This window comes from Gloeocapsopsis sp. IPPAS B-1203, from assembly GCF_002749975.1.
Lineage (GTDB): Bacteria > Cyanobacteriota > Cyanobacteriia > Cyanobacteriales > Chroococcidiopsidaceae > Gloeocapsopsis.
On sequence record NZ_PEIG01000006.1, the window covers coordinates 91,290 to 114,363 of the forward strand.

At 41.7% G+C, this 23,074-nt stretch carries 20 protein-coding genes and 2 tRNA genes; 14 read left to right on the plus strand and 8 right to left on the minus strand.

Annotation, left to right across the window (positions count from 1 at the left end; translation table 11 throughout):
- Window positions 1-91: 91 nt before the first annotated feature.
- Window positions 92-164, minus strand: a tRNA-Arg gene (locus tag CSQ79_RS12225).
- Window positions 165-590: 426 nt separating this feature from the next.
- Between CSQ79_RS12225 and CSQ79_RS27055 the strand changes: the two genes are divergently transcribed.
- The 3 genes from CSQ79_RS27055 to cutA all read left to right on the plus strand — a co-directional run bounded on the left by CSQ79_RS27055 (window position 591) and on the right by cutA (window position 3,820).
- A complete protein-coding gene (locus CSQ79_RS27055) occupies window positions 591-1,574 on the plus strand; it encodes a helix-turn-helix domain-containing protein (protein ID WP_289501075.1) in 984 nt (327 codons plus the stop codon).
- A gap of 168 nt (window positions 1,575-1,742) precedes the next feature.
- The gene (locus CSQ79_RS12240; RefSeq protein ID WP_289501076.1) at window positions 1,743-3,395 is read left to right on the plus strand and encodes a flavin monoamine oxidase family protein; all 1,653 of its coding nucleotides are present in this window, start codon (window positions 1,743-1,745) and stop codon (window positions 3,393-3,395) included.
- 80 nt (window positions 3,396-3,475) lie between these two features.
- A complete protein-coding gene (gene cutA / locus CSQ79_RS12245; RefSeq protein WP_099701468.1) occupies window positions 3,476-3,820 on the plus strand; it encodes a divalent-cation tolerance protein CutA in 345 nt (114 codons plus the stop codon).
- A 61-nt stretch (window positions 3,821-3,881) separates the two neighbouring features.
- Here the strand turns inward: cutA and CSQ79_RS12250 are convergent.
- Window positions 3,882-3,963 (minus strand) — tRNA-Leu (locus tag CSQ79_RS12250).
- A 148-nt stretch (window positions 3,964-4,111) separates the two neighbouring features.
- Here CSQ79_RS12250 and accC point away from each other — a divergent pair.
- Complete coding sequence (gene accC / locus CSQ79_RS12255; RefSeq protein WP_099701469.1) at window positions 4,112-5,476, plus strand: acetyl-CoA carboxylase biotin carboxylase subunit; 1,365 nt, start codon at window positions 4,112-4,114, stop codon at window positions 5,474-5,476.
- 15 nt (window positions 5,477-5,491) lie between these two features.
- Here accC and CSQ79_RS12260 read toward each other — a convergent pair whose 3' ends face one another.
- A complete protein-coding gene (locus tag CSQ79_RS12260; protein WP_099701470.1) occupies window positions 5,492-5,782 on the minus strand; it encodes a YggT family protein in 291 nt (96 codons plus the stop codon).
- 351 nt (window positions 5,783-6,133) lie between these two features.
- On the opposite strand from CSQ79_RS12260, the gene psbX reads away from it, so the two are divergent.
- The 4 genes from psbX to CSQ79_RS12280 all read left to right on the plus strand — a co-directional run bounded on the left by psbX (window position 6,134) and on the right by CSQ79_RS12280 (window position 8,629).
- A complete protein-coding gene (psbX, locus tag CSQ79_RS12265; RefSeq protein WP_099701471.1) occupies window positions 6,134-6,253 on the plus strand; it encodes a photosystem II reaction center X protein in 120 nt (39 codons plus the stop codon).
- 208 nt (window positions 6,254-6,461) lie between these two features.
- On the plus strand, window positions 6,462-7,328 hold the full coding sequence (locus CSQ79_RS12270; RefSeq protein ID WP_099701472.1) for a Ycf66 family protein: 867 nt from the start codon (window positions 6,462-6,464) through the stop codon (window positions 7,326-7,328).
- Window positions 7,329-7,414: 86 nt separating this feature from the next.
- Window positions 7,415-7,972 carry a TolB family protein gene (locus tag CSQ79_RS12275; RefSeq protein WP_099701473.1) on the plus strand — a complete coding sequence of 186 codons (558 nt, stop codon included), beginning with the start codon at window positions 7,415-7,417 and terminating at the stop codon, window positions 7,970-7,972.
- Between the two features lie 120 nt (window positions 7,973-8,092).
- Window positions 8,093-8,629, plus strand: a complete 537-nt coding sequence (locus tag CSQ79_RS12280) for a TolB family protein (protein ID WP_099701474.1) — start codon at window positions 8,093-8,095, stop codon at window positions 8,627-8,629.
- 261 nt (window positions 8,630-8,890) lie between these two features.
- On the opposite strand, the gene CSQ79_RS12290 is transcribed toward CSQ79_RS12280, so the two are convergent.
- Window positions 8,891-9,883: a succinate dehydrogenase/fumarate reductase iron-sulfur subunit gene (locus CSQ79_RS12290; RefSeq protein WP_099701475.1), complete on the minus strand. Its 993-nt coding sequence runs from the start codon at window positions 9,881-9,883 to the stop codon at window positions 8,891-8,893.
- Between the two features lie 653 nt (window positions 9,884-10,536).
- On the opposite strand from CSQ79_RS12290, the gene CSQ79_RS12295 reads away from it, so the two are divergent.
- On the plus strand, window positions 10,537-10,950 hold the full coding sequence (locus tag CSQ79_RS12295; protein WP_099701476.1) for an AbrB family transcriptional regulator: 414 nt from the start codon (window positions 10,537-10,539) through the stop codon (window positions 10,948-10,950).
- Window positions 10,951-11,113: 163 nt separating this feature from the next.
- On the plus strand, window positions 11,114-11,902 hold the full coding sequence (locus tag CSQ79_RS12300; protein WP_099701722.1) for a CPBP family intramembrane glutamic endopeptidase: 789 nt from the start codon (window positions 11,114-11,116) through the stop codon (window positions 11,900-11,902).
- 54 nt (window positions 11,903-11,956) lie between these two features.
- On the opposite strand, the gene cbiE is transcribed toward CSQ79_RS12300, so the two are convergent.
- Window positions 11,957-13,198, minus strand: a complete 1,242-nt coding sequence (gene cbiE, locus CSQ79_RS12305; protein ID WP_099701477.1) for a precorrin-6y C5,15-methyltransferase (decarboxylating) subunit CbiE — start codon at window positions 13,196-13,198, stop codon at window positions 11,957-11,959.
- A 15-nt stretch (window positions 13,199-13,213) separates the two neighbouring features.
- Window positions 13,214-13,843 carry a cobalt-precorrin-8X methylmutase gene (locus tag CSQ79_RS12310; RefSeq protein ID WP_289501077.1) on the minus strand — a complete coding sequence of 210 codons (630 nt, stop codon included), beginning with the start codon at window positions 13,841-13,843 and terminating at the stop codon, window positions 13,214-13,216.
- 11 nt (window positions 13,844-13,854) lie between these two features.
- On the opposite strand from CSQ79_RS12310, the gene holA reads away from it, so the two are divergent.
- From holA to CSQ79_RS12325, 3 genes are all read left to right on the plus strand, one after another.
- Entirely contained in the window at window positions 13,855-14,832 is a 978-nt protein-coding gene (holA, locus tag CSQ79_RS12315; protein ID WP_099701478.1) for a DNA polymerase III subunit delta, read from the plus strand.
- Window positions 14,833-15,069: 237 nt separating this feature from the next.
- Window positions 15,070-15,567, plus strand: coding sequence for a DUF4168 domain-containing protein (locus CSQ79_RS12320; protein ID WP_099701479.1), 498 nt, complete (start codon window positions 15,070-15,072; stop codon window positions 15,565-15,567).
- Between the two features lie 621 nt (window positions 15,568-16,188).
- Window positions 16,189-18,615 carry a PhoX family protein gene (locus CSQ79_RS12325; RefSeq protein ID WP_099701480.1) on the plus strand — a complete coding sequence of 809 codons (2,427 nt, stop codon included), beginning with the start codon at window positions 16,189-16,191 and terminating at the stop codon, window positions 18,613-18,615.
- 112 nt (window positions 18,616-18,727) lie between these two features.
- Here the strand turns inward: CSQ79_RS12325 and CSQ79_RS12330 are convergent, their stop codons facing one another.
- On the minus strand, window positions 18,728-20,569 hold the full coding sequence (locus tag CSQ79_RS12330) for an ABC transporter ATP-binding protein (RefSeq protein WP_099701724.1): 1,842 nt from the start codon (window positions 20,567-20,569) through the stop codon (window positions 18,728-18,730).
- 394 nt (window positions 20,570-20,963) lie between these two features.
- Between CSQ79_RS12330 and CSQ79_RS12335 the strand changes: the two genes are divergently transcribed.
- Window positions 20,964-22,292, plus strand: coding sequence for an alkaline phosphatase PhoX (locus CSQ79_RS12335; protein WP_099701481.1), 1,329 nt, complete (start codon window positions 20,964-20,966; stop codon window positions 22,290-22,292).
- A 68-nt stretch (window positions 22,293-22,360) separates the two neighbouring features.
- On the opposite strand, the gene CSQ79_RS12340 is transcribed toward CSQ79_RS12335, so the two are convergent.
- Window positions 22,361-23,062, minus strand: coding sequence for a class I SAM-dependent methyltransferase (locus CSQ79_RS12340; protein ID WP_099701482.1), 702 nt, complete (start codon window positions 23,060-23,062; stop codon window positions 22,361-22,363).
- Window positions 23,063-23,074 lie beyond the last annotated feature (12 nt).

A 23,074-nucleotide genomic window follows, 5' to 3' on the forward strand; every position in this document is an offset into this window, starting at 1 on the left:
GAACCAAACATGTTCAGTTTTTTGTGCCTAGTTCCGTAACTTTACTTGCGATCTCAAAATGGTACTTTTATACTGTTGGCTACACTAAAAGCCCTGCCGGAGGGATTCGAACCCCCGTGATACAACTTAGAAGGTTGTTGCCTCATCCACTCGGCCACGGCAGGATAAAAAACTACTTTGCTATGATAGCAACTAGAACTCGTTCTTTAGCATTTTTTTGATTTTTATCAAGCTTAGCCTATAGTATCAAAATTCCATGTAGATCTTTTGACCACCAAGGAAAACTACGGCATCACTCAATACACGATGAAAATTGTCGCTACAATAGGGACAAGTGGCGTTTAAGGCGGAGGTTGTACCAAGCCTTGACAAAGAATTTTGACAAACAGTGTTTTAGTTACTAATTGGCCAATAGGCAATTAACTTGACTACACCAACAAAATTAAAAGCTTTTACAGGTAGACTTCAACGAAGTTGTTTCTATTTCTGATACAGTATTGTCTGTTAATAAGCGCTGCTATATAACATAAAGTACTAATCCGATTTTGCTGCGAGCTGTAAGCAGAAGCGGGCTGTGGAATAACTGTGGTATGACCGTGAAAAAACTATTGGATGCTGACAAAAGTGAAATTCTTAAACTGTATCGGGAAACCGGAGAAACAACCTCGACGTTGGCAGAACGATATGGTGTCAGTAATTCGACAATTAGCCGTCTACTAAAAGTTACCTTACCAGAAGCTGAGTATGAATCTTTAATCGCTTCAAAACGGGCTGCACGCACTCCTCACTCAGAAAGTACGCGAGATGAGGCTCATGCGCCGGAATCAGTTGATAGTAAAATCCAAATAGAAGAAGCACCACAGTCTGAACAAGTCGAACCAGTCCGTACTTCTAGTCGCAGAGGCAGACGCGCCACACCAAAGCCACAGCCAAAATTAGTTAAAAAACCAGCAGCGCAACAACTGCAACTACTCGATACATTGAGTGCAAATGTTGATAGCAACTCAACACCAAACCAAGAAGAGAGTCCTCAGCTTGCGATTGACAACAATCCTGCTGCGATCGCAGCAGATGTCGAAGAGGACACTGACACAATTACAGAAATTCTTGGGGAAGATTTAATTGACGAAGATGAAGATGACGTCGATGACTTGGAAGATGATTTAGACGATGACGATCTTGACGATCTCGACTTGGATGACGATTTTGATGAAGAACCTTTCACAGTTTCTAGACCAATAAAAAATAGTAGAGTTTCACTACAAGTTCTACCGCTATCAGAAGCGTCTTTACCGAAAACTTGCTATTTGGTCATTGATCGAGCATCTGAGTTAATTACACGTCCCCTAAGAGAGTTTGGGGACTTGGGACAAATTCCTACTGGTGAAACACAGGAAAGAACTTTACCTGTGTTTGATAACCATCGAGTCGCACGTCGTTTTTCAACGAAACGAGACAAAGTCATCAAAATTCCAGATAGCAGATTGCTGCAAAAAACGCGATCGCATCTCCAAGCTAAAGGAATTACAAGACTACTTGTTGATGGTCAAGTTTATTCCCTATCTATAACTTAAGCTATTTTAGAACTGCAATCGTACCAATATTATGTCAGTGTTGACTATTGTCTGAGAATCACTCTCAGTAGATTTTCGCATAGACAGACAAATAGAGGTAGCGCTACTTTTATTTTGTATCGAGTCTAGAGCTACCTGACAAACTTGGCTTTTCAGCGGATTTAATAATTGAGTACAGCGCCAGGCAGACAAGTTCTGACTCAAGGTAGTGCTGACAGCTGGCTGTATGACAGTAAACAAATGGCTAAATTCGCCTTAATTAAGACATTACGTCGTGCTTACAATATTGCTCGGTTATCATGCAAAAGTAAAATTCCGACAGATGAATTAATTGAAATATTGCATCAGCAAACTTCACGACGACGATTACTCCAGGGAGGACTCTTTGCCACAGGCGCGATCGCTGGAGTCACTTTAAGTTATCAAAGGCATAGTATTGCTAGTGGTACAAGTTCTAAAGTACTTATTGTTGGTGCAGGAATTGCGGGATTAACAGCTGCCTATCGACTACATCAAGCTGGAGTGGGTGTTGAGATTGTTGAAGCAAGAAATGAGATTGGTGGAAGAATCCACAGTCTCGCCAATGCTGCTGGAACTTCCACAACAGTTGAATTAGGAGGAGAATTTATTGATTCAGAGCATCGGAATATTCAAGAACTTGCTGCTGAACTAGGCTTGCAGCTTAGCGATTTGTCAGCTGTAGATCGAGGACTAATAGAGGATACTTGGTACTTTGAGGGCAAAAAAATTCCCTTAGAACAGATTGTTCAAGATTTTATCCCCTTAACGCCAATTCTGGAGAAAGATGCAGCGATCGCAGAAAATCTCACATCTCCAGAAGCAATTAAACTAGATCGAACTTCAATTACACAGTATTTAGCACAACAGCCAATTAGCCCAACTTTACGCAAACTGATCGCAACTGCTTACACAGTAGAATATGGTCGTGAAGCCGCAGAACAGTCAAGTCTCAACCTCATCTACTTAATTGGCACAAGTACCGAGGACTTTAGCATTTATGGTAATAGTGATGAGCGCTATCACATTATCGGAGGGAATCAGCAACTGCTCCAACGACTGGCACAGCCACTGACAAGTTTTATTGAACCAGAAACTGAATTAGAAGCAATCCGCAGTTTATCAGATGGTCGTTATCGCGCTAGTTTTCGGGCGGGGACTAGAGTATTTGAACGTAACTACGAACGAGTTTTACTCGCTATACCTTTTAGTGTTTTACGTACAGTACGCCTTAGTGTCGATCTACCACCTGCAAAACGTCAGGTAATTAATAGTTTATGTTACGGTACAAACTCTAAGTTGATTACTGCATATAAAGAGAGAGTTTGGCGCGATCGCTATCAATCCACTGCTTCTCTATTTACTGATTTAGATTTTCAAAATACTTGGGAACCAACGCGCTATTCTTCAGGAAAAAGTGGGTTGATCACTAATTTTTGTGGCGGGCGTTATGGATTTGAACTAGGAAAAGGAACCACGCAAGCGCAGGCGCAAAAATTTTATGGGCAAATTGAAAAAGTTTTTCCTGGACTTCGCAGCCAACGTACAGGTGAAGTCATTCGCGCTTACTGGACAGGAGAACCCTACAGTGCAGGTTCTTATGCTTGCTATTTAGTTGGACAGTGGTCTCAGTTTTATGGTAGAGAAAGAGAACGTGTAGGAAACCTTTTGTTTGCTGGCGAACACTGCTCCCAAGACTATCAAGGTTATATGGAAGGAGGCTGTGAAACAGGTGAAATTGCCGCACAAGAAATCTTGAAAGACTTAAACATCAAAAAAGCAACAGCTTTAAAACATCGCTAGACGACCCAGTAGTATTGATCTGCGTAAAAAGGTTCAAGGACAATTAATATAAAGTTCTAATAATTGGAATAAACTCAATTATGAGCAGTACTTTTGATGTAACTCAATACAGTGTGGTATTGGTCAGTACTGGTTCGCAGCAAGAGGCAGAAGCGATCGCCACTTCTTTAGTTAAATCTCAGTTGGCTGCTTGTGTCAGTATCGTCCCAGTTTCGTCAATTTACACTTGGCAAGGAGAACTTTGTCAAGAACCAGAGTGGCAGTTAATTATTAAAACAGATTTAAGTCAATTTCCGGCTTTAGAAGCAAAGATTCAGGAGCTGCATTCTTACGAAGTTCCAGAAGTGATTGTACTTCCTATTATTGCTGGTTCTAGCACTTACCTCAATTGGCTCTCTGGACAATTAAAGAGGAGCGAGGAGTGAGGGATATTTTACTGTTCCCCCTTACTCCTAAATCCTCGCTCCTCACCCCTTCTTGATAAAATGCGGATGGCGAGACTCGAACTCGCAAGGCGTAAGCCACACGCCCCTCAAACGTGCGTGTCTACCAGTTCCACCACATCCGCTTGTGACTAATTATAGATAGTAGCAGATTCAGCGCAATTTCGTCCTATATTTACTGTATGCTGAAGCTACGCGATCGCGTAGCGCTGTAGAAATGTTCTAGGAGTTAGCGAAAGCATTTACTCTAGCTGTTGGTATATTTGCTGGCAAATGCATTTTTCTAAAATACTAATCGCCAATCGGGGAGAAATTGCCCTCAGGATTATCCGTGCTTGTGAGGAGATGGGAATTGCTACTGTTGCAGTTCATTCAACGGTTGACCGTGATTCTCTTCATGTCCAACTTGCGGATGAAGCAGTGTGTATTGGTGAAGCTCCAGGGAGCAAAAGTTATCTTAATATTCCCCGTATTATTGCTGCAGCTTTAACACGTAATGCTACCGCAATACATCCTGGTTATGGCTTCTTAGCTGAGAATGCCCGATTTGCAGAAATTTGTGCCGATCATCAAATTACTTTTATTGGTCCATCACCCGAAGCAATTCGCGCTATGGGTGATAAATCAACCGCCAAAGAAACGATGATTCGAGCCGGTGTACCAACTGTTCCTGGTAGCGATGGGTTGCTCAAAGATGAACTTGAAGCACAAGCGATCGCTCGTAAAATTGGTTATCCTGTCATCGTCAAAGCTACAGCAGGTGGTGGCGGACGTGGAATGCGCCTTGTCCGCGACGACAACGAAATCACTAAATTCTTTTTAGCGGCTCAAGGCGAAGCGGAAGCTGCCTTTGGTAATCCTGGACTGTATCTTGAAAAATTTATTGAACGCCCTCGTCATATTGAATTTCAAATTTTTGCAGATAGCTACGGTAATGTGATTCACCTCGGCGAACGTGATTGTTCCATTCAACGTCGTCATCAAAAATTGTTGGAAGAAGCACCAAGCCCAGCACTGAACCCAGCACTCCGCGAAAAAATGGGAGAAGCCGCTGTTAAGGCAGCCAAATCAATTGATTATGTCGGTGCGGGTACTGTTGAGTTTTTACTTGCCCCTAACGGCGAGTTCTACTTTATGGAAATGAACACGCGGATTCAAGTTGAGCATCCAGTCACAGAAATGATTACTGGACTTGACTTAGTTGCTGAGCAAATTCGCATTGCTCAAGGCGAAAAACTTCAGCTGACTCAGGATCAAGTAGTACTACGCGGTCATGCGATCGAATGTCGGATTAACGCTGAAGATCCAGATCACGATTTTCGTCCTTCTCCTGGTCGCATTAGCGGCTATTTACCACCAGGTGGACCAGGCGTACGTATGGATTCCCACGTTTACACAGATTATCAGATTCCTCCCTACTACGACTCGTTAATTGCCAAATTAATCGTTTGGGGTCCCGATCGCCCTAGCGCTATCAAGCGGATGAAACGCGCTCTACGCGAGTGCGCACTGACTGGCTTACCAACAACAATTAACTTTCACCAAAGGATTCTAGAAACACCAGAATTTCTTCAAGGTGAAGTTTTTACAAACTTTGTTGAACACGTTATGTTTCCAAAGAAAAACTCTAGCAACTAACCACTCACCATTCCCTTATTGCAAGCGAGAAGCCATTGTCAGTAGCCCTTGCTGACCTAAAAGCAATTCTCTCAACAAGCTGAAAACACCCAGCCAAATAACAGGAGTAATATCGACTCCACCAATAGGTGGTATTAGCTTGCGCAAAGGAGCTAAAAATGGTTCGGTCGTTATAGTAATTACATTAAACGGACGTTTAAGTTCAATTTGGGGATACCAGGTCAAAACGATGCGAAAGAGAAACAACAAGATCATTAATCCAAAGATCAGACCCAGAGTCCAGCTAGTAAGAGTAACAGCGCTCATATCAGGTTAACGGTGAAACAACTAGAAAAGTGACCAAGAATTTGGAAAACAGAAATAGGAGTGAAGGAGTTTAAGTGCTCCTAACTTCTAAACTATAGATTCTTCACATACAGCAATTGATATTTTAATTTTTGTAAACTTTTCATGACTTTATTCTATTTTAACTGTAGAGAGGCTTATGAATAGTGCGGATAAAAATACCTGTAGCTCATAGAAGACTTTTGGGTATCCTGGGCTATTTCTGCTTGTTATTTATCGAAGTGTAAATTCAAAACATTATTAGACAAGCTTCTCAACGGTGTAACAGAAGATTAAAATTAAGATCGAAGTGTGCAAAAAGGTTGCGAATCTATGACACCCTCTTTAATGAATTTCTTTTACAGTTTGCTTGCAGGACTGTTAATCGTTGTCGTTCCGGCAACTGTTGGGTTGATTTTTATTAGTCAAAAAGATAAGGTCGAGCGTTCATAAATCTGTGTGGGAGTCATTATGACTCCCGCTCTATGAAGGTCGGCGCTAGATTTGTGCCACAATTATACGATGTGTAAGTTAGTTGCATACAGTAATCTGTATAAACAATAGTGAACTAGTAGTATGCAACGTAATTAGAATGCCCAGAGATTCCTATGGTTATTTTAAGCTGAACTCGTTAGGATAAGACATACTTGAGAGAATAGAAATGGTTAACTTTGGACTTAACCCAGCGAGTATCCTGGGCATTTTCTTAGCTGTAGCTGGTGCAGGGTTATATTTCCTGCGTTCAGTACGTCCAGAGCTATCGCGAGATCATGACATCTTTTTTGCTGCTGTCGGGCTGCTGTGTGGCTTTATTTTGCTGTTTCAAGGCTGGCGGTTAGATCCCATTTTGCAATTCGGTCAGTTACTACTGACTGGTTCAGCAATCTTCTTTGCAGTTGAAAGTATTCGGCTACGGGGTGTTGCTACTGAGCAAGCAAAACGTAATACGCGAATTGTTGACGAAGAAAGACCAGTCAGTCCAGTTTATGAATATCAAGCAGAGTTAGACGAACTTGAACCACTTTATGAAGAGCGTCCGACTATTAATCCTAGAAGAAGAATTCAGGGAACGAAAGAAACACGTCCTGCAAGAACAACTGACTACGAAGATCAACCTCGACGTAGTATAGATGAATACGACGATGAACCTCGGCGTCGTTACTCGAATCGGGGAGGTAATTCAGAACGGTTAGCGCCAGCAGCAGATAAACCCACTAAGCGGCGTCGTCCTTCTCGCCCGACAAGTCGTCCAGTAGAAGAACGCTCAGGTGATGAATGGGGCTATTCTAAGCAATCAGATAGCTGGGAGGATGCTGGGAGTAGCAGTGCTAACAGACCGTCTCGTTCTTCAAGAAGTAGTGATTCTTCATGGGAAGATAAAGATACCTCTAATACAGTGCCTAGATCGAGAAAGCGACGTTCCTCACAAGATTCGAGAAAAAGAGGAACTGACGCCGAAGCAACACCAACAGACTATGTAGATTACAAACCCATTGATCCATCAGATAGCAACTTTGACGAACCTTAGCTCTAAAAAGTTGTAGGTCTTATGTCCCAAAAGTACTAAAATTCTGAATGTGTCAGCTTGGATAGGGGCATAAAAGCAAATCTGAGGTGAAAAAACTTTTAGCGAAATGGTGGCTCCAGCATTGGTTTCTTTGTCTAAGCTTGGGGTTGTTGGTTTTTGTGATGGCTTGCAGTCCTAGCGATCGCTTAATGAGCAGTCCTGGCAGTCTAAACAGCCGTTATACTGACGAACAACCAGCATTAAGTGGCAATGGTCGCTACGTAGCATTTATCTCTAACCGCGATAGCAGTCGTAATCTCTTCTTATATGACTTGCAAGAGCAGGTGTTTCTGCCCATACCACGCTTACAAAATCGTCCAGACGCGATCGCTCAAAGCCCTAGCATTAGCTATACAGGACGCTACATAGTCTGTATTGTCAATGATCGCGGTAAACCAGACTTAGTCCTTTATGACCGCGTTACGCAACGCCCACAGATATTAAATCAGTGGTATCAAGGATGGGTTCGTAATCCTAGTATCAGTCCTGATGGTCGTTATGTCGTATTTGAAAGTAGCCTTCACGGTCAGTGGGATATTGAAGTGCTAGACCGAGGTTCTAACATTGAGTTAGATATTCCCGATGGTGTTCCCGTTAATGAGTAAAAATCAGGGCAGAGGGTAGTAGAGTAGGCGGGTAGGCGGGTATAAGGGAACAATAGCAATTACATCACTCCCACGCTCCCACTCTCCAGTCACTAGCCACTAGCAACTAACTACTAACTTGTGAAACGCTTCATTATTTTCTTGGCAATAGTCTTAACGCTAACATCTATCTTAATAGTATTAGGTAGTTATGGAAGCTCCGCCCGTTTATTAAGCTTCCCCTCAGATTCAGGAGGAAAAAGTCTCAACAGCCCTGCTGCTGAAATGACTCCGCGTGTTTCTGGGAAATATATTGTGTTTAGTTCTGATCGCTTGGGGCGTCAAGATATCTACTTATTTGATAGGGTCAGCCGTAGCTTAGTTGACTTACCAGGACTAAATTCATTTGATGCGATCGCATCGAGTCCTGCAGTATCAGAAAATGGTCAGTATATTGTCTTTTCTAGCAATCGCCAAGGGAGATCTGGAATTTTTTTGTACGATCGAGACACAAGGCAATTACGGAACTTAACAAAGAACTTACAAGCTGAAGTTCGCAACCCTACAATTAGCGCTGATGGCAGTAGAATTGCTTTTGAATCAAGTATCAACGGACAATGGGATATTTTAGTATACGACCGCTCTGGACAACCAATTAATGTTTCGATTCCTCAGTAAGATTGGGCGAGGAAACGCTTGCCTAATTCATTTGCTCAGATTGGTAGATGGTAGTTCGCGAAATTTAACCAAGGTGATAGAACATAAATTAAAGGAAGAAATAGTATCCCAACTAATAACAGAAAGCGCACCACCTTTTCCTGAGTGCTTATTCAGTCATCAATAATTGTGTTCTGCTTTTGTTTTCGCTGGTGAGGAATTCTGACGAGCAACCATAGCATCATTCCAATTGTGAAAATGATTTTTGAGGTCAGTGGATTCTCACTCCTCACCCTTCTTTCGTTGCACTGACTCAATGAGCGATCGCACTTCTTCGGTACCTGTTGAGGGTTCAAAATGAATCGGAAATTTACCCCGAATCAGCATTCTTAAGCCCAGTGGTCCAATTCGTAGTAAACCTCTGAGATCGCGTAAGTAATCACCGACTACCTGAAAAACAAACTTTGGTTCATTAATCCAGCCACCCTGTTTTACAAGTTCAATTAATCCCTTACGATGGCGAATGGGAATACTATCTGGTACTTCCTGATCAGCCAAGATTTCTTGTTTGATTTTGCTAATTTGATCCAAGGGTGCAACATCCATCGGGCACACACTGTTGCAATACAAACAGCGCGTACAACCCCAGACACCTTGAGTTCCAATATTATAATTTTCCAAACGTGCTTCAGTTTGAGTATCGCGAGAATCTGCTACCATGCGATAAGCTTTGGCAAGAGCATGAGGACCAACAAAATCTGGATTAATTTCTCGCGCGTTACATTCTGAATAGCAAGCACCGCACATAATACAATTACCAGTTTGATCGAGACGCGATCGCTCTTGTGGTGTTTGTAAAAATTCTCGTTCTGGTATTTTTCTGGCGCTGCTACTTACATAAGGTTCTACAGCCTCTAAATGGTTCCAGAAACTACTCATATCTACTACCAGGTCTTTAATAACTGGCATATTTCCTAGAGGAGCAAGAATAATTTCTGGAACTGGAGACTCAACACCAGTATTTTGTAGTCTTTGAACTTCGGAGTCAACATTTTCCTTGCACGCCAAAGCTGAACGTCCGTTAATGCGCATCGCACAGCTACCGCAGATAGTATTGCGACAATTCTTCCGAAACGCTAAACTACCATCTTGCTCCCATTTAATTTGATTGAGACAATCCAGAATGGTCTTACTTGGTTCAACCTCTAAATGATACGTCTGAGCTTGCACTGGAGAATTTTCTTTTTGCCGAATAACTTTAAAAATAACTTGCATTCTTACAAAGCCTTACACTTTTCTATATGGATACCGATGAGTCTAATAATCTTGCTGATATTTACTCACTAAGACTATTATTTCCTCAGCTATTGCTATTGTTGTTGCACTTTTGCGTTTGGCAGGTAATTTGGGTGTTGCTTCTAGTTTAAGAAACATTGAGGAACTTTAGTTATGCTAGCCTTTCTACTACTTCAGCAGGGTTATGATTAATGATTTGTCGAAGATAAACAGCAAATGTTACAAAAAATATGTCTTAAGAATTATGTGTCCTAGCTTGACATAATATCTTAGCTAGGATTGAGTAATCGCATAAATCAATAAACTGCTACCGGTTGTTTATTAACATAGACGCTTCGCATAAAGCAAAAGAGTTAATTTAAGAGATCTTTAGGTTGATATTTTCAGAAGGACAACATATAGTTTCATCGCTGGCAGGATAAAAATATCTGGAGACGACAAATGAAATGTCCTCTTGCTTTGATACTTTATCATTTAAAAAAAATTGCAAATATAAATTAACAAGAGATAAGATGTAAATATTCCCAGATTATTTTGCTAAAAAGTAGAGATAAGAGGATATATTTTTTATAATGTCAATGTTGTAAAAGACATTGAAAGCAACTTGGAGAACGTAAGGATTTAGAAGTGCGATGACAGAAACTGCAACTGCACCGTTAACGGGAAAAGCATTACTGCAAAAGGTAAAAGAATTATCTGACTTACCACGACGAGAAAGAGCAAAGCGCTGTGGTTATTACACAGTAACTAAGAATAAACAGACTCGCGTTAATCTCACTGATTTTTATGATGCATTATTAGCAGCTAGGGGAATTCCCCTCAGTCCAGAAGGACCAAAAGATGGACGCGGTCGCGAACCAACCTATCGTGTTAGTGTTCACAAAAATGGTCAAATTGTTATAGGTGCAACCTATACCGAAGCAATGGGACTCAAACCTGGAGATGAATTTGAAATTAAATTAGGATACAAGCACATTCACTTGATTCAGCTAGATAGTGATAAAAGTGCTAACCAGGATGAAGACGCGGATGAAGATGAAGAATAATTTTTTCCAAAAAAGGATTAAGGTTGATTCCTTGATATCGGAAGTCAGCTTTTAGTCTGACCTTTTTATTATTCAATCAACAAAATCTGGCAATTTGACAGCAGTTTTGATCGGTTTTAACTATGCAGCATATAGTTTGCTAATAAATTTGGCAGCTACCCCAGTGTCATTGCTACAAGTAATAAGTTTTTTTCTTACTTGGGCTGGGTGTTGGTTGCCAATAGCAATTCTGCTGTTGATCGCCCGTGGTTGGCAAATTGGAACTTTAGAACCAGCGCAGAAACTTCCCTTATTAGGCTCTCTGTATCTACTTGCTCCTATTATTCTTTGGATAGCTAGCTTAATAACAAATAGCAGTTTCCGAGATTATGGCTTAGTTTGGAATTTTGCCATTCTTCGCTCTTTGAGTGTAGGTTTAGCGATCGCAGTGCTAAGCCTAACTATTTTATTCGCAATTCAAACAATTTTGGGTTGGGTGAAATGGCAAAAAATATCTGCCCAGCAAATCACAAGTGTCGTGCTACCTACATTAGTTTTAGCGCTATGGGTAAGTGCAACAGAAGAGTTAATTTTTCGTGGTTTTGTCTTAACCCAATTACAGCAAGATTACACACTTGCGATCGCTGCGATCATTTCTAGCGTGATTTTTGCAGTACTGCATCTTGTGTGGGAACAACGCGAAACAGTACCGCAACTTTTCGGATTATGGTTGATGGGACTTGTTCTTGTGCTAGCACGACTCGTCGATGATGGAAGTTTGGGATTAGCTTGGGGATTACACAGTGGTTGGGTTTGGGCGATCGCATCTATCGACACGGCGGGGATATTAACTTACACCGGAAATGCCCCCGAATGGGTGACAGGTAAATATGGCAAACCACTAGCTGGAATACTAGGAATTTTCCTCTTACTCGCAACTGGAGGGATGTTAGTTTTGAGTTTTGAGTTTTGAGTTTTGAGTTGAAGAAGAGTGATTAGTTTTGAGTTTTGAGTTGGTAATTAGCTTTTAACGCTGACCTCTGACCTCTACTACGGCACTCAAAACTGTCACAGGATTGAGGGGTGTAAACCGCGTTAAGTTCCCGATTGGTACAGATCGCGATAGTTGTACTTGTAACATTTGATAATGCCATTGTTGATGTTTTAGCCAATCTAAAGCAATAGTAAGATGTTCTACAGTTGCTAGAGCCAAGACAACAATAGCTTGAGGAGAAACGGGTAAAGCTTCCAAAATGGAAACTAAATTACCGCCACTACCACCAATAAACACGCGATCTGGTGTTGGAAGTTGGGATAGAACTTCTGGGGCGCTACCATGAACCGTAACAATGTTTTTGACTTGCAAGCGATCGCAGTTTTTTTGAATAAGAGTTGCACCTGCTGTTGTTTTTTCGACTGCATAGATGCGAGATGTAGGAAATAAACGGGCAATTTCAATTGCGACTGAACCTGTACCTGCACCAATATCCCACACAATTTGTCCAGGTTGTAGCGCCAATTCTCCTAAAACTAATACGCGGACTTCGCGCTTTGTCATTAATCCTGGGCGATCGCTAAAACTCAGGAAAACACGATCAGGTAAACCTAATTGTGGTAGTGTTGCTAAGTCTAAGTTATTGAGTTCACTTTGACGCAGTAAAATAACAATATTGAGAGGTGCAAACGTTTCTAACTGGACTTGTTCGAGTGACCAAGATTGAACTCGTTCTTGCTTGCTACCTAAATTTTCACACACCCACAACTGATACTCACTAGGTAAGTCTAATGATTGCAACAGACAAGCGATCGCACCAGGATGATTAATATCATCTGTTAAAATGGCGATTTTCTCAATGCCTTGCTGCAATACTGGAATTAATTCTGTTAACGAGCGTCCGTGAACGCTAATAACTTTGGCATCATGCCAAGAAACCTTAATTGCATTGAATGCTAACTGTACTGAACTTAAATGTGGGTGAAAGACAAGTTTTTCTGGCGGAAATTCAGCTAGTAGTAATCGCCCCAAACCAAAAAACAGGGGATCGCCTGTGACTAAAATAACAACATCACTAGTTACTTGCTGCCGAATGCATTCAATCGCTGAGGTGAAATCGCCAAGTACTTGTTTTTGAGCGGGATGCTGGGGAAAATAGCTTAAATGGCGATCGCTTCCAATCAACAACGTCGCCTGTGCAATAATCTGCTGTACTTTCTGACTCAGCCCTACTTTTCCATCCAAACCAATTCCGACAACATGAACCACACTCATGAATTATTCTGCTTCCTAATTCTCTAGCGCTAACATTATTAAGGCATTAAGAATTGCTGCGGCGACAGACGATCCACCTTTACGACTTTCAACGCGAATTTGCTCAACTGGTGTTTGGGCTAATGCTGCTTTCGATTCCAACACTGAAATAAAGCCTACGGGAGCACCGATAACCAACGCAGGTAAAATAGAATCAGTCGTGATGCGATTGCACAAAGCAAGTAAAGCGGTGGGAGCATTACCAATAACATAAATGGCGTCAGGGTATTTTTGCAAACATTGCAGTAACCCTGTTTCTGTACGAGTTTTTCCTGGTAACGCAATACTCGCTTGTTCAACAGCACTGATGAGTGGATTATTAAAGGTTTTTGTTACCAACCCCGCAATACCTTGTTTCACCATGCTGACATCAGTCACAATCGGAACACCACACCGCAGCGCCGTTATTCCGGCGGCAATTGCATTTGGACTAAAAGAAACAAGATGTTTAAATTCAAAGTCAGCAGTAGTGTGAATGACACGCCGGACAATCGCATATTCTGCAAAACTCAAGTTGTGTGCGCCGATTTCGCGATCAATGACTGCAAAGCTTTGCTCCATAATTGGATGGACTAATCCTATACCTTCGCTTTGTTTGCGCTGCACAAGTAATTCCTATGCCAATATACGTTTACTGGGGTGAAGATGATTTCGCGATGCAAAAAGCAATTCTTCGCCTGCGCGATCGCTTCGTTGATTCCCAATGGCTTAGTTTTAACTATACTGCACTTCCGGCTTCTCAACCAGAAGTTGTTCTCCAAGGACTAACTCAAGCTATGACGCCTCCTTTTGGTGCTGGAAGTCGTTTTGTCTGGCTTGTCGATCCCACAATATTTCAGCAGTGTTCTTCAGACTTATTAGCACAATTACAACGATCGCTACCGATTATTCCGGATCACTCAATTTTACTCTTTAGTTGCCGTAACAAACCTGATGGACGTCTCAAGTCTACTCAGTTACTCCAAAAGTTGGGTGAACTTCAAGAATTTTCTCTCATTCCACCGTGGAAAACTGAGCAACTCATCCACAGAGTACAACAAGCAGCTCAAGAACTAGACATGAAACTCACCGCACAAAGCACCCAGATGCTAGTAGAAGCTGTCGGCAACAATACACGACAAATGTATAACGAACTAGAGAAATTACGGACTTTTAAAAGTTCTGACACACAACCTATAGATGTAGTAGCTGTAGCTGCCTTAGTTAGCAATACTACTCACAACAGCTTGCACCTTGCCACCGCAATTAAAGACGGAAACTCGGATTCGGCACTGGAGTTAGTCACACAGCTAATCAACCAAAATGAACCGGCTTTACGCATTACTGCAACTTTAATAGGGCAATTTCGTACCTGGTTGTGGGTTAAGCTAATGAGTGAGGCAAAGCATGATAATGCAGCAATAGCCCAAGCTGCTGAAATTGCAAATCCCAAGCGCGTTTACTTCCTTCAACAAGAAGTAAAGAGGATTTCTGTGCAACAACTTGTTTCTACATTGCCAATATTGCTTGAACTCGAAGTCAGCCTTAAACAAGGATTTGAGGAAGTTTTGGTGCTACAAACAAAAATTATGGAACTTTGCCAAATTTTTTGCTAAAGCCAGTAAAAGGAAGTGTTATTTAATTGTCAGTAAAAAAATCGGTAGAATGGAGCATCTCAAAAGAAGGTCAGAAATGTTAGGGGTAAATACGGAGATTGAAGGAGAATAAGTTTCCTAATATCAGCATTCCTTTATAGCTATTGACTCGAGAATAATTCTATTTCTGGAACTTCTGAGTGATAAACTACTTCAAAACAATTGTTACCCTAAGTACTGTATGTTGTCTCTCGTTGTATGATATCTTATTGGTATAAAGTCTACAGCTCTAGTCGCTTAAGCCAAATGCTATCGCGATCGCTAATTATCGCCACTTTAAGTAGTGCAAGTGTGCTTTCTGGATGGGTACCTAATTTAGTGGGAGCGCGACTATTGGAATTTTCTTCTGTTGCTTATGCACAAGCTGTTAGCAACGCAGAGGTGACACAATATGCTCGTTCTGTGTTAGTTATGGAACCAGTGCGTCAAACAGCATTTAACGAGATTAAGAGAATTATTGCTTCAGACAACGTTCCGTCGATTATCTGTAACCAACCTCGAAGCTTTAGTTCTCTTCCCACGAATGCAAGGAATATTGCAGTAGACTTCTGTAAGCGTTCTAGACAAATAGTAGAAAGTAATGGATTGCCTATTGATCGCTTCAATGCAATTACTGTAAATTTGCAAAGTGATGCTAATCTAGAACGAAGAGTTAAAAATGAGCTACTTCGTCTACAAAATACTTCAGCTAATTAGTTATATCAGAAGATTAGTAGCATAACAAATTAATTTTCTACATTAATGTCATTAATATTAAGTAGTCTAGACTTTTTCTAACTAGACAACAGACGATAATTCTAGTTATTAAACAAAATTGCTGTGTTTTTAATTAGGAAAATAGCTGACGCCTGACGAGAATTAATATCTCCTATGCACCCAGAACTGCCTATCCATATCAATTGGATAAGTTAATTGTCAAGTTAGAGTGGTTAAGATTCTTGATATCTAATCCTAAATACTTATTTTGTTTAACTTGGTTTACACATTAGATCATAGAAAAGGCTAGTTAACATAGGCACTACTCTTTCGTTAATACTGAAGACCGCCAACTATTGAGTTAAGTAAGATTGTCATTTTTTGTTATTAGGGTACTGTAATTAAGTATTCAAACAACAAATAGATAGTATTAACTAAGGCATTAACTAACCTTAATCTTATATAGGTATTGTAGTTAGCTGTAACAATGTGAGTTTACAATGCCGAGCTACGGTATAAGCTTTTGTAAAAACTATTAAAAGTTTGAGCTTAGTACGCACTGTGCAAGCTTATAAGTGGCTATTTGGCTATTGTAGCTATTCTGACAAGAAGAGGAGATTCATGTCTAAGCTTACTCGCAGACAGCTACTTGTGTTCTTTGGAGCCAGTGCTGGTACTGCTGTATTAGCACCTGTCTTAGGGGAGAGATTATTAGGTAATGGGTCTACTTATGCCCAGACTACTGTACCTTTGAGCTTTACTCCTGTACGTCTGCCGCATCCTTTACCGATATATCAAAACCAAGTAAGTTATTTACCAACAGGAATTGCCAAAGGAAATATATTACAGCCAGCATCAGATGTTAAATTAACAACTTACACTGTTCTTGACGATGTTATTGTACCGCCGGAGTACGAGCGGTATGTGATTGTGCGCTGGGGCGATCGCGTTTTCCCTAACAAAAACGATTACTTCGGCTTCAACTGCGACTATACTTCGTTTGTTCCTATCAAGGGCAACCTCAACGATGGCTATCTTTGGGTCAACCATGAATACGTTGGCTACCCAATGAGTGCTTTTGCACCAGGTACACCAGAAGATGTCACCGATACATCACAGTTTCCTGAGGCTTTTCCTGCTGTCGTTGGATTCAAAGCTTCGGAGAAAAACCGCGCACTTTTAGGCGAATTCCTCTACAACGTCGGTGGATCTATTGTGCGGATTGCAAAAGATAACAACGGACGTTATCAGGTAGTTAGCGATCCTAACAATCGCCGCATTCATGGTCTTTCCGGCTTAGCAATCAATAGCCAACGTAGCGACCAGTACAAAAATGTCACATCTTGGGGTAACTCCAGTCACCAAAAAGGAGATAACAACTATCTAATGGGGACTGGATCTGCTGCTAAAGAGGTGTTTAATCTGAGTGCCGATGGCTTAGGTAATAAGATTATTGGAACCGCTTATAATTGTTCTGGCGGTACGACTCCTTGGAATACGATTCTGTCTGCTGAGGAGAACTTTCAAGGAAATTCAACCTTCTTTGTTAGCGTCACCGAAGCAGTAAAACCTGATGGTACCCAGCTAGAATATACCGAAGGTACTACAGGTATTGAGTTTGGCTTAGTTGGGGAAAAATATGGTTGGATGGTAGAAATCGATCCCTACAATCCTAATTTCCGTCCCCGCAAACACACTGCCCTCGGTCGCTTCCGTCATGAGAACATTGCCTTCCGCGCAGAAGTTGGTAAAAAGCTAATCGGTTACATGGGTGACGATCGCCGCGGCGGTCACACCTGGAAGTTTGTTAGCAAAGGCACAGTTGTTAATCCGGTTGACGGTAATAACCGCAAAGATAACAGTGTGTTATTTGAAGGAGGAACTTTATACGTTGCCAAATACAATCCTCCTTCTGATCCTAACAAAGCTGAGGGAACAGGTGAATGGATTCCATTAGTCTTAAATACTGCAACTAATCCAATTGCACCGTCGGTTTTAGCCTCTGTTGAATTGGCAGCTTTAGGTACAGCATCAAGAGACGGTTTAATCAAGTTACCTAGCCGGATCAGCACAGGTCAAGAAGTAGATGGTGGTGGATTTGATGTCACAATCGCTAACGAAGCTACCGCACTTCCACCTTACAAAGGCAAAAAGTTATCCGATTTCTACACTAGTCAAGGTGCAGTCCTTGTGGATGCTTTCCCTGCAGCTAACTTAGTAGGCGGAACTCCCACAGCACGCCCCGAAGACTTGGAAGTTAATCCCCGCAATCCGAGAGAAGTCTTCATTGCTTACACTGATGGTGCAGCAGGAAGTGACGGTTATCCTGATTCGCGGATTTTTGTCGTTTCTAAGTACAGTGAAGCGATAACTGCTGCGCAACCTTCGGGAGAACTCTTCAAAATTATAGAAGATAGCGCAGATAGTACTGGCACGACTTTCCGCTGGGAACGATTTGTTAAAGGTGGAGAAGCAGCGTCAGAACCTGGTGATGGCTTTGCTAACGTAGATAACTTAGCATTCGATCCCCAAGGTAATATTTGGGGCGTGACAGATATGTCCACCTCAGCACACAATGGTTTTAATGTTGGTGCTGCGGGTACGCCGTTGGATATAGAACATACGGTTGTAGGTTCGGAATCACCTAGTGTTATTGATTCCAACAAAAATGTAGAAACTTCAAACCTTATTGGTGTATTCGGTAACAATTGGTTATTCTTCATTCCTACAAGTGGTTCTGATGCTGGAGAAATCGTACCATTTGCTTATGGTCCACCGCGCTGTGAGATGACAGGGCCAACATTTGTTGGCAATGACACTTTGATTCTTGCTGTACAGCATCCTGGTGAAGATTGCCCCTTCACTCCGCAAGTTACTTTGAGCCGAGATATTGAAATGCTCAACTTAGATGGTACGCTCTTTAAGCAAAAACGTACTGTACCGCGTGGTAGCAATTGGCCTAGCAATATTGAAGGTAAACGTCAGGGTCCACCTCGTCCATCAGTCATCGGTATTCGCCGCAAGGATGGTAAGAGTACATTTATTTAAGTTGTTGTGGTAGTTTTCAACTTAGTTAAAAATGGTGGTTATTTCGTTTGAAATAGCCACTTTCTTTTATGGCATAAATGCCTGTCCCCCATAAATGTCCTGAATAATGTTTTTACTCAGCTCCTAACATCTGTAGATTGTGCAGACTGGCATATAAACCGCCTTGCTGTAGTAATTCCTCGTGAGTGCCTGATTCAACAAGTTGACCGCGTTTAAGAACAAAAATACGATTCACGTTGCGGATAGTTGACAAGCGGTGGGCAATAATAATTGCTGTGCGCTCTACGAGTAACTGATCCAAGGCATCTTGAATTAAAGCTTCGGTGCCAACATCTAAATTAGCCGTTGCCTCGTCTAATACAAGAATATGAGGATCGCGAATTGCTGCACGGGCAAAAGCGAGAAGTTGTTTTTGACCACTCGAAAGATTGGTGCCACGTTCTCTAAGTTGAGTATTGTAGCTTTGGGGTAATTGTTCAATAAATTGATCGATGTTCGTTTGCTGTGCAGCCGTGGTAATTTCTTCAAAGGAGTAGGAATCACCTAATGTGATGTTACTTTTGACATCTCCTGCGAACAAAAAGCCTTCTTGCAGAATCACTGCCATGCGACTTCTGAGTTCTGCCTGTGGTAGATCGCGAACATCAATACCATCAACTAAAATCCGCCCACGACTTGGTTCATACAAGCGGCACAATAGTCTGATAATAGAACTTTTGCCTGCACCCGTGGGACCGACTAAAGCAACTTTTTCCCCAGGATGAATGACAAAGTTTAAATCTTTGATGATGTAATCATCATCTTTGTAAGCAAACCAAACGTGTTCAAAGCGAATTTCTCCAATTGAGGGGTGAGGAGCGAGGAGTGAGGAGTGAGAGATGTTGTTTTGATTGTTGTGTTCTGGATCGCGAATTTCAATCGGCTCATCAAGAATATCACTGACACGTTCTACAGCAGTGAAGCCTGCTTGAATCGCTGTAAATTTTTCGGCAAATTGTCTTAGGGGGTCAAATAGACGTTGCGCAAAGAGAATAAATGCAGATAGCGTACCAAAAGTCAACTGTTCGCGTAGGACAAAAAAGCCACCTAACCACAGGACAGCAGCGATCGCAACTAATGCAACCCATTCTAATGTTGCAGACACGGCTGAGTCGTGAAAGATGGTTTTATCAACTTCACGCACATATTGTCTGTTGGTCGTACGAAATAGTTGCGCGTTGAATTTCTCTCGCCGAAATAACTGCACTACATTGATACCAGTAATATTCTCTTGTAATGTGGAATTTAGCACCGAAAGTTCTTCTCTAGCTTTATAGTTTGCTTTGCGGTACTGTTGCTGAAAATAAATAATTACTCCTGTCACCGGAAACAGCATTAACGTCAGCATCAAAGCAAGTTGCCACTGCAAAGTGAACATGGTAATTAAAATTACCAGCATTGAGAAAATATCGCTGATAATCCCGATCGCACCAGTGGTAAAAACATCACCTAGGGCTTCGACATCGCTTGTCAAGCGAGTAATCAGCTTACCTACAGCAGTACGGTCAAAAAACCGCACTGCAAGTGAAGTAACGTGTTCAAATAAGTCGTTGCGGATATCAGCAGTAATTTGTTGTCCAACTTTTTGAACTAAGTATCCTTGAACGCCAGTGAAGAGCAGCCGGACAATGATTGCGATTAGTAACAGAACTTCTAGTAGTACTAATCCTTCCGATAAAGGACGATTCCGCAAAAACTCATACACATTTGGTTCTTGACGAATCAGAGAAATTGCTTGTCCAATAATCAAAGGTTGCACTGCGCCAGCGATCGCTACGGGAACAAGCAGCAACATAGATATTATTAACAACCGCCCGTGACGACGTCCATAAGGAACTAACCGTAAGAATAATCGCCAGTCGTTTTCGCGGCGACGATGTGTCACTGGCTGCGAAAGTGGCGCTGAACTAGTCATGCTAAAACCTAATAAACTAATCTTTGAAGCACAAGGCACGCTTATCGAGTTTAGCGCTAGCACATGCTAAGTCACCATGCCTGAGCAGGAAACCCTACAATTACAAAAGTACTAAACACTCATCATTTTTAGTTAAGTTACTAATTGAACTTCACTCTTTTGCTACTATTTCAGTCATACTTAAATGCCAGCCTAAAATACAGGGAAAACAAGCAAATTATTTCTTTTTTGACTAAAGAGTGGGTAAGAGCTTCTAAAATCTTAATATTTCTTTCATTTAATTTTTCATACTTAGAAATAATTTTAATCTAAGCTTAACCGTATCTTTCGCTACATTTAGTCGGTGTTGAGTAAACTGCTACCGTCGATAGTTGACATAAAGAGAGCAGAACCCTTGTCTTTTTCACGCCGTCGTTTTTTAACCTTAGCAGGAACCACTACTGCTGGAACTGTTCTTGCATCTCCTTTACAGATGCTTTACGCCCGTGTTGCTAATGGTCAAACAATTCTTGCTGAAGGATATGGTTCCTTAATTTCAGACCCCAATGGTCTACTCGATCTTCCTCGTGGGTTTCAATACCGTGCCTTTTCGCGAGTTGGCGACACAATGAGTGATGGCAGACTGGTGCCGGATCGCCATGATGGTATGGCTGCCTTTCCTGGACCTAATAATACGACAATTCTCGTAAGGAATCACGAGCATAGTCCTGGTGACTCTACTGGTGTTGAAGCTCCTGATAACCTCAAATACGATCCTACGAATAAAGGAGGAACGACAACTTTAATTGTCGGAGCAAATCGCAAGTTAATTCGAGATTATGCTTCCTTAGCTGGGACATATCGCAACTGTGCGGGTGGAGTAACTCCGTGGAATTCTTGGATTAGCTGTGAAGAAAATACCTCAACTCCAGAAACAAATCGACCAGGAAATGCCAATAATGTGACGAAACGTCACGGCTATAACTTTGAGGTTCCCTCTCTCGCACAGGGAATCGTGAATCCAGAACCCTTAGTTGCTATGGGTCGCTTTAACCACGAAGCCGTTGCCATCGATCCTCGAACCGGAATTGTTTATGAAACCGAAGATAGAGGAGATGGTTTATTCTACCGTTTTATTCCTACGCAGCCTGGTAACTTGACAAATGGAGTCCTCGAAGCTCTGCGAATTCAGGGACGACCTCAAGCCATTACTAGAGTAGGATTTCCTGTCGGTCAAAAGTTTGCAGTCGATTGGGTCCGGATTGAAGACCCCGATCCTGCTGCTGATACTGTTAGAGTTGAAGGCTTTACTAAAGGGGCTGCTCAGTTCACTCGAGGGGAAGGTGCTTGGTTCGGCAACAATGAAGTGTACTTTACCTGCACTAATGGTGGTCTTGCTGGAGTTGGTCAAGTCTGGCGTTATATACCTGGTGCTACTGCTCAAGATGGAGGCACCATTGAACTGTTTGTCGAATCACCTAGTCAAGAAGTGCTAGATTTTCCTGACAACATTGTCGTTTCTCCTTTTAACGATCTGTTCCTCTGCGAAGATGGTGAAGGAGAGCAATTTGTGAGAGGGGTGACTTCTCAAGGGCAGATCTACTCTTTTGCGCGGAATGCTTTCAACACCTCCGAGTTTGCTGGAGCCTGTTTTTCACCGAATGGTCAAACAATGTTCCTTAACATTTATAGACCTGGAATTACCTTTGCCATTTGGGGTCCTTGGAATAGGCGCAAGAGTTAAAGTCTTAACTAATCTTGAGGGGATGGACAACACATCCATCCCTTTTCGCAGCAAGCCATAGAGAAAAATTAGATTATAGTCGCTAGCCAACCACCAATCCAAAGTCCGGTATAAAATCTAGTAATATTACCAAAACCTGCTTGCTGTAACAATTCGATTGTGCGTGATTCTGCAATAGGATAAACCATTGTATTAATCCTTTCCAAAATCTCATTTATTTGTTCTGAAGACATTCCCATATCTTCCCAGAAGATTTTAATAATAGCAGCCGTTTTCTCAAATTCGCCTGAACCTTTTTCGCCAAACATATCTACTAAAACAAATGCAGCTGATGATTTGAGTCGTTGGGCAATACTTTGAAGTAACGCGAGTTTGCTACCATCATCAGGCAGAAAATGCATCACTAAAATACACGTCGCGGCGTCATAAAGGGGAGTTTTGGGTAAATCGTGGGTGTAGCCTTGAAACAGCTTGACACGATTCGATAAGTCGTTTTGAGTGATTTTTTGTTGAGCGATCGCCAACATGTTATTCGATGGATCGACACCTAGCAATTGCCACTGCGAGTTACTCTTCCCAAGCTTTACCAACTCCATTCCAGTACCAGCACCGACAATCAATAAATTTGCGGTTTCAGGTAAATGCAATTTTAGAAATGACAATGCCATTGTATGCATTTCTTCGTAACCAGGAAGTGCCTTGCGCGCGCGAGCATCATATTCTGTGCTAGCCACTGGATCAGCATCAAAATCAATCGTTTGCTTTTCCATATCGATTTATGA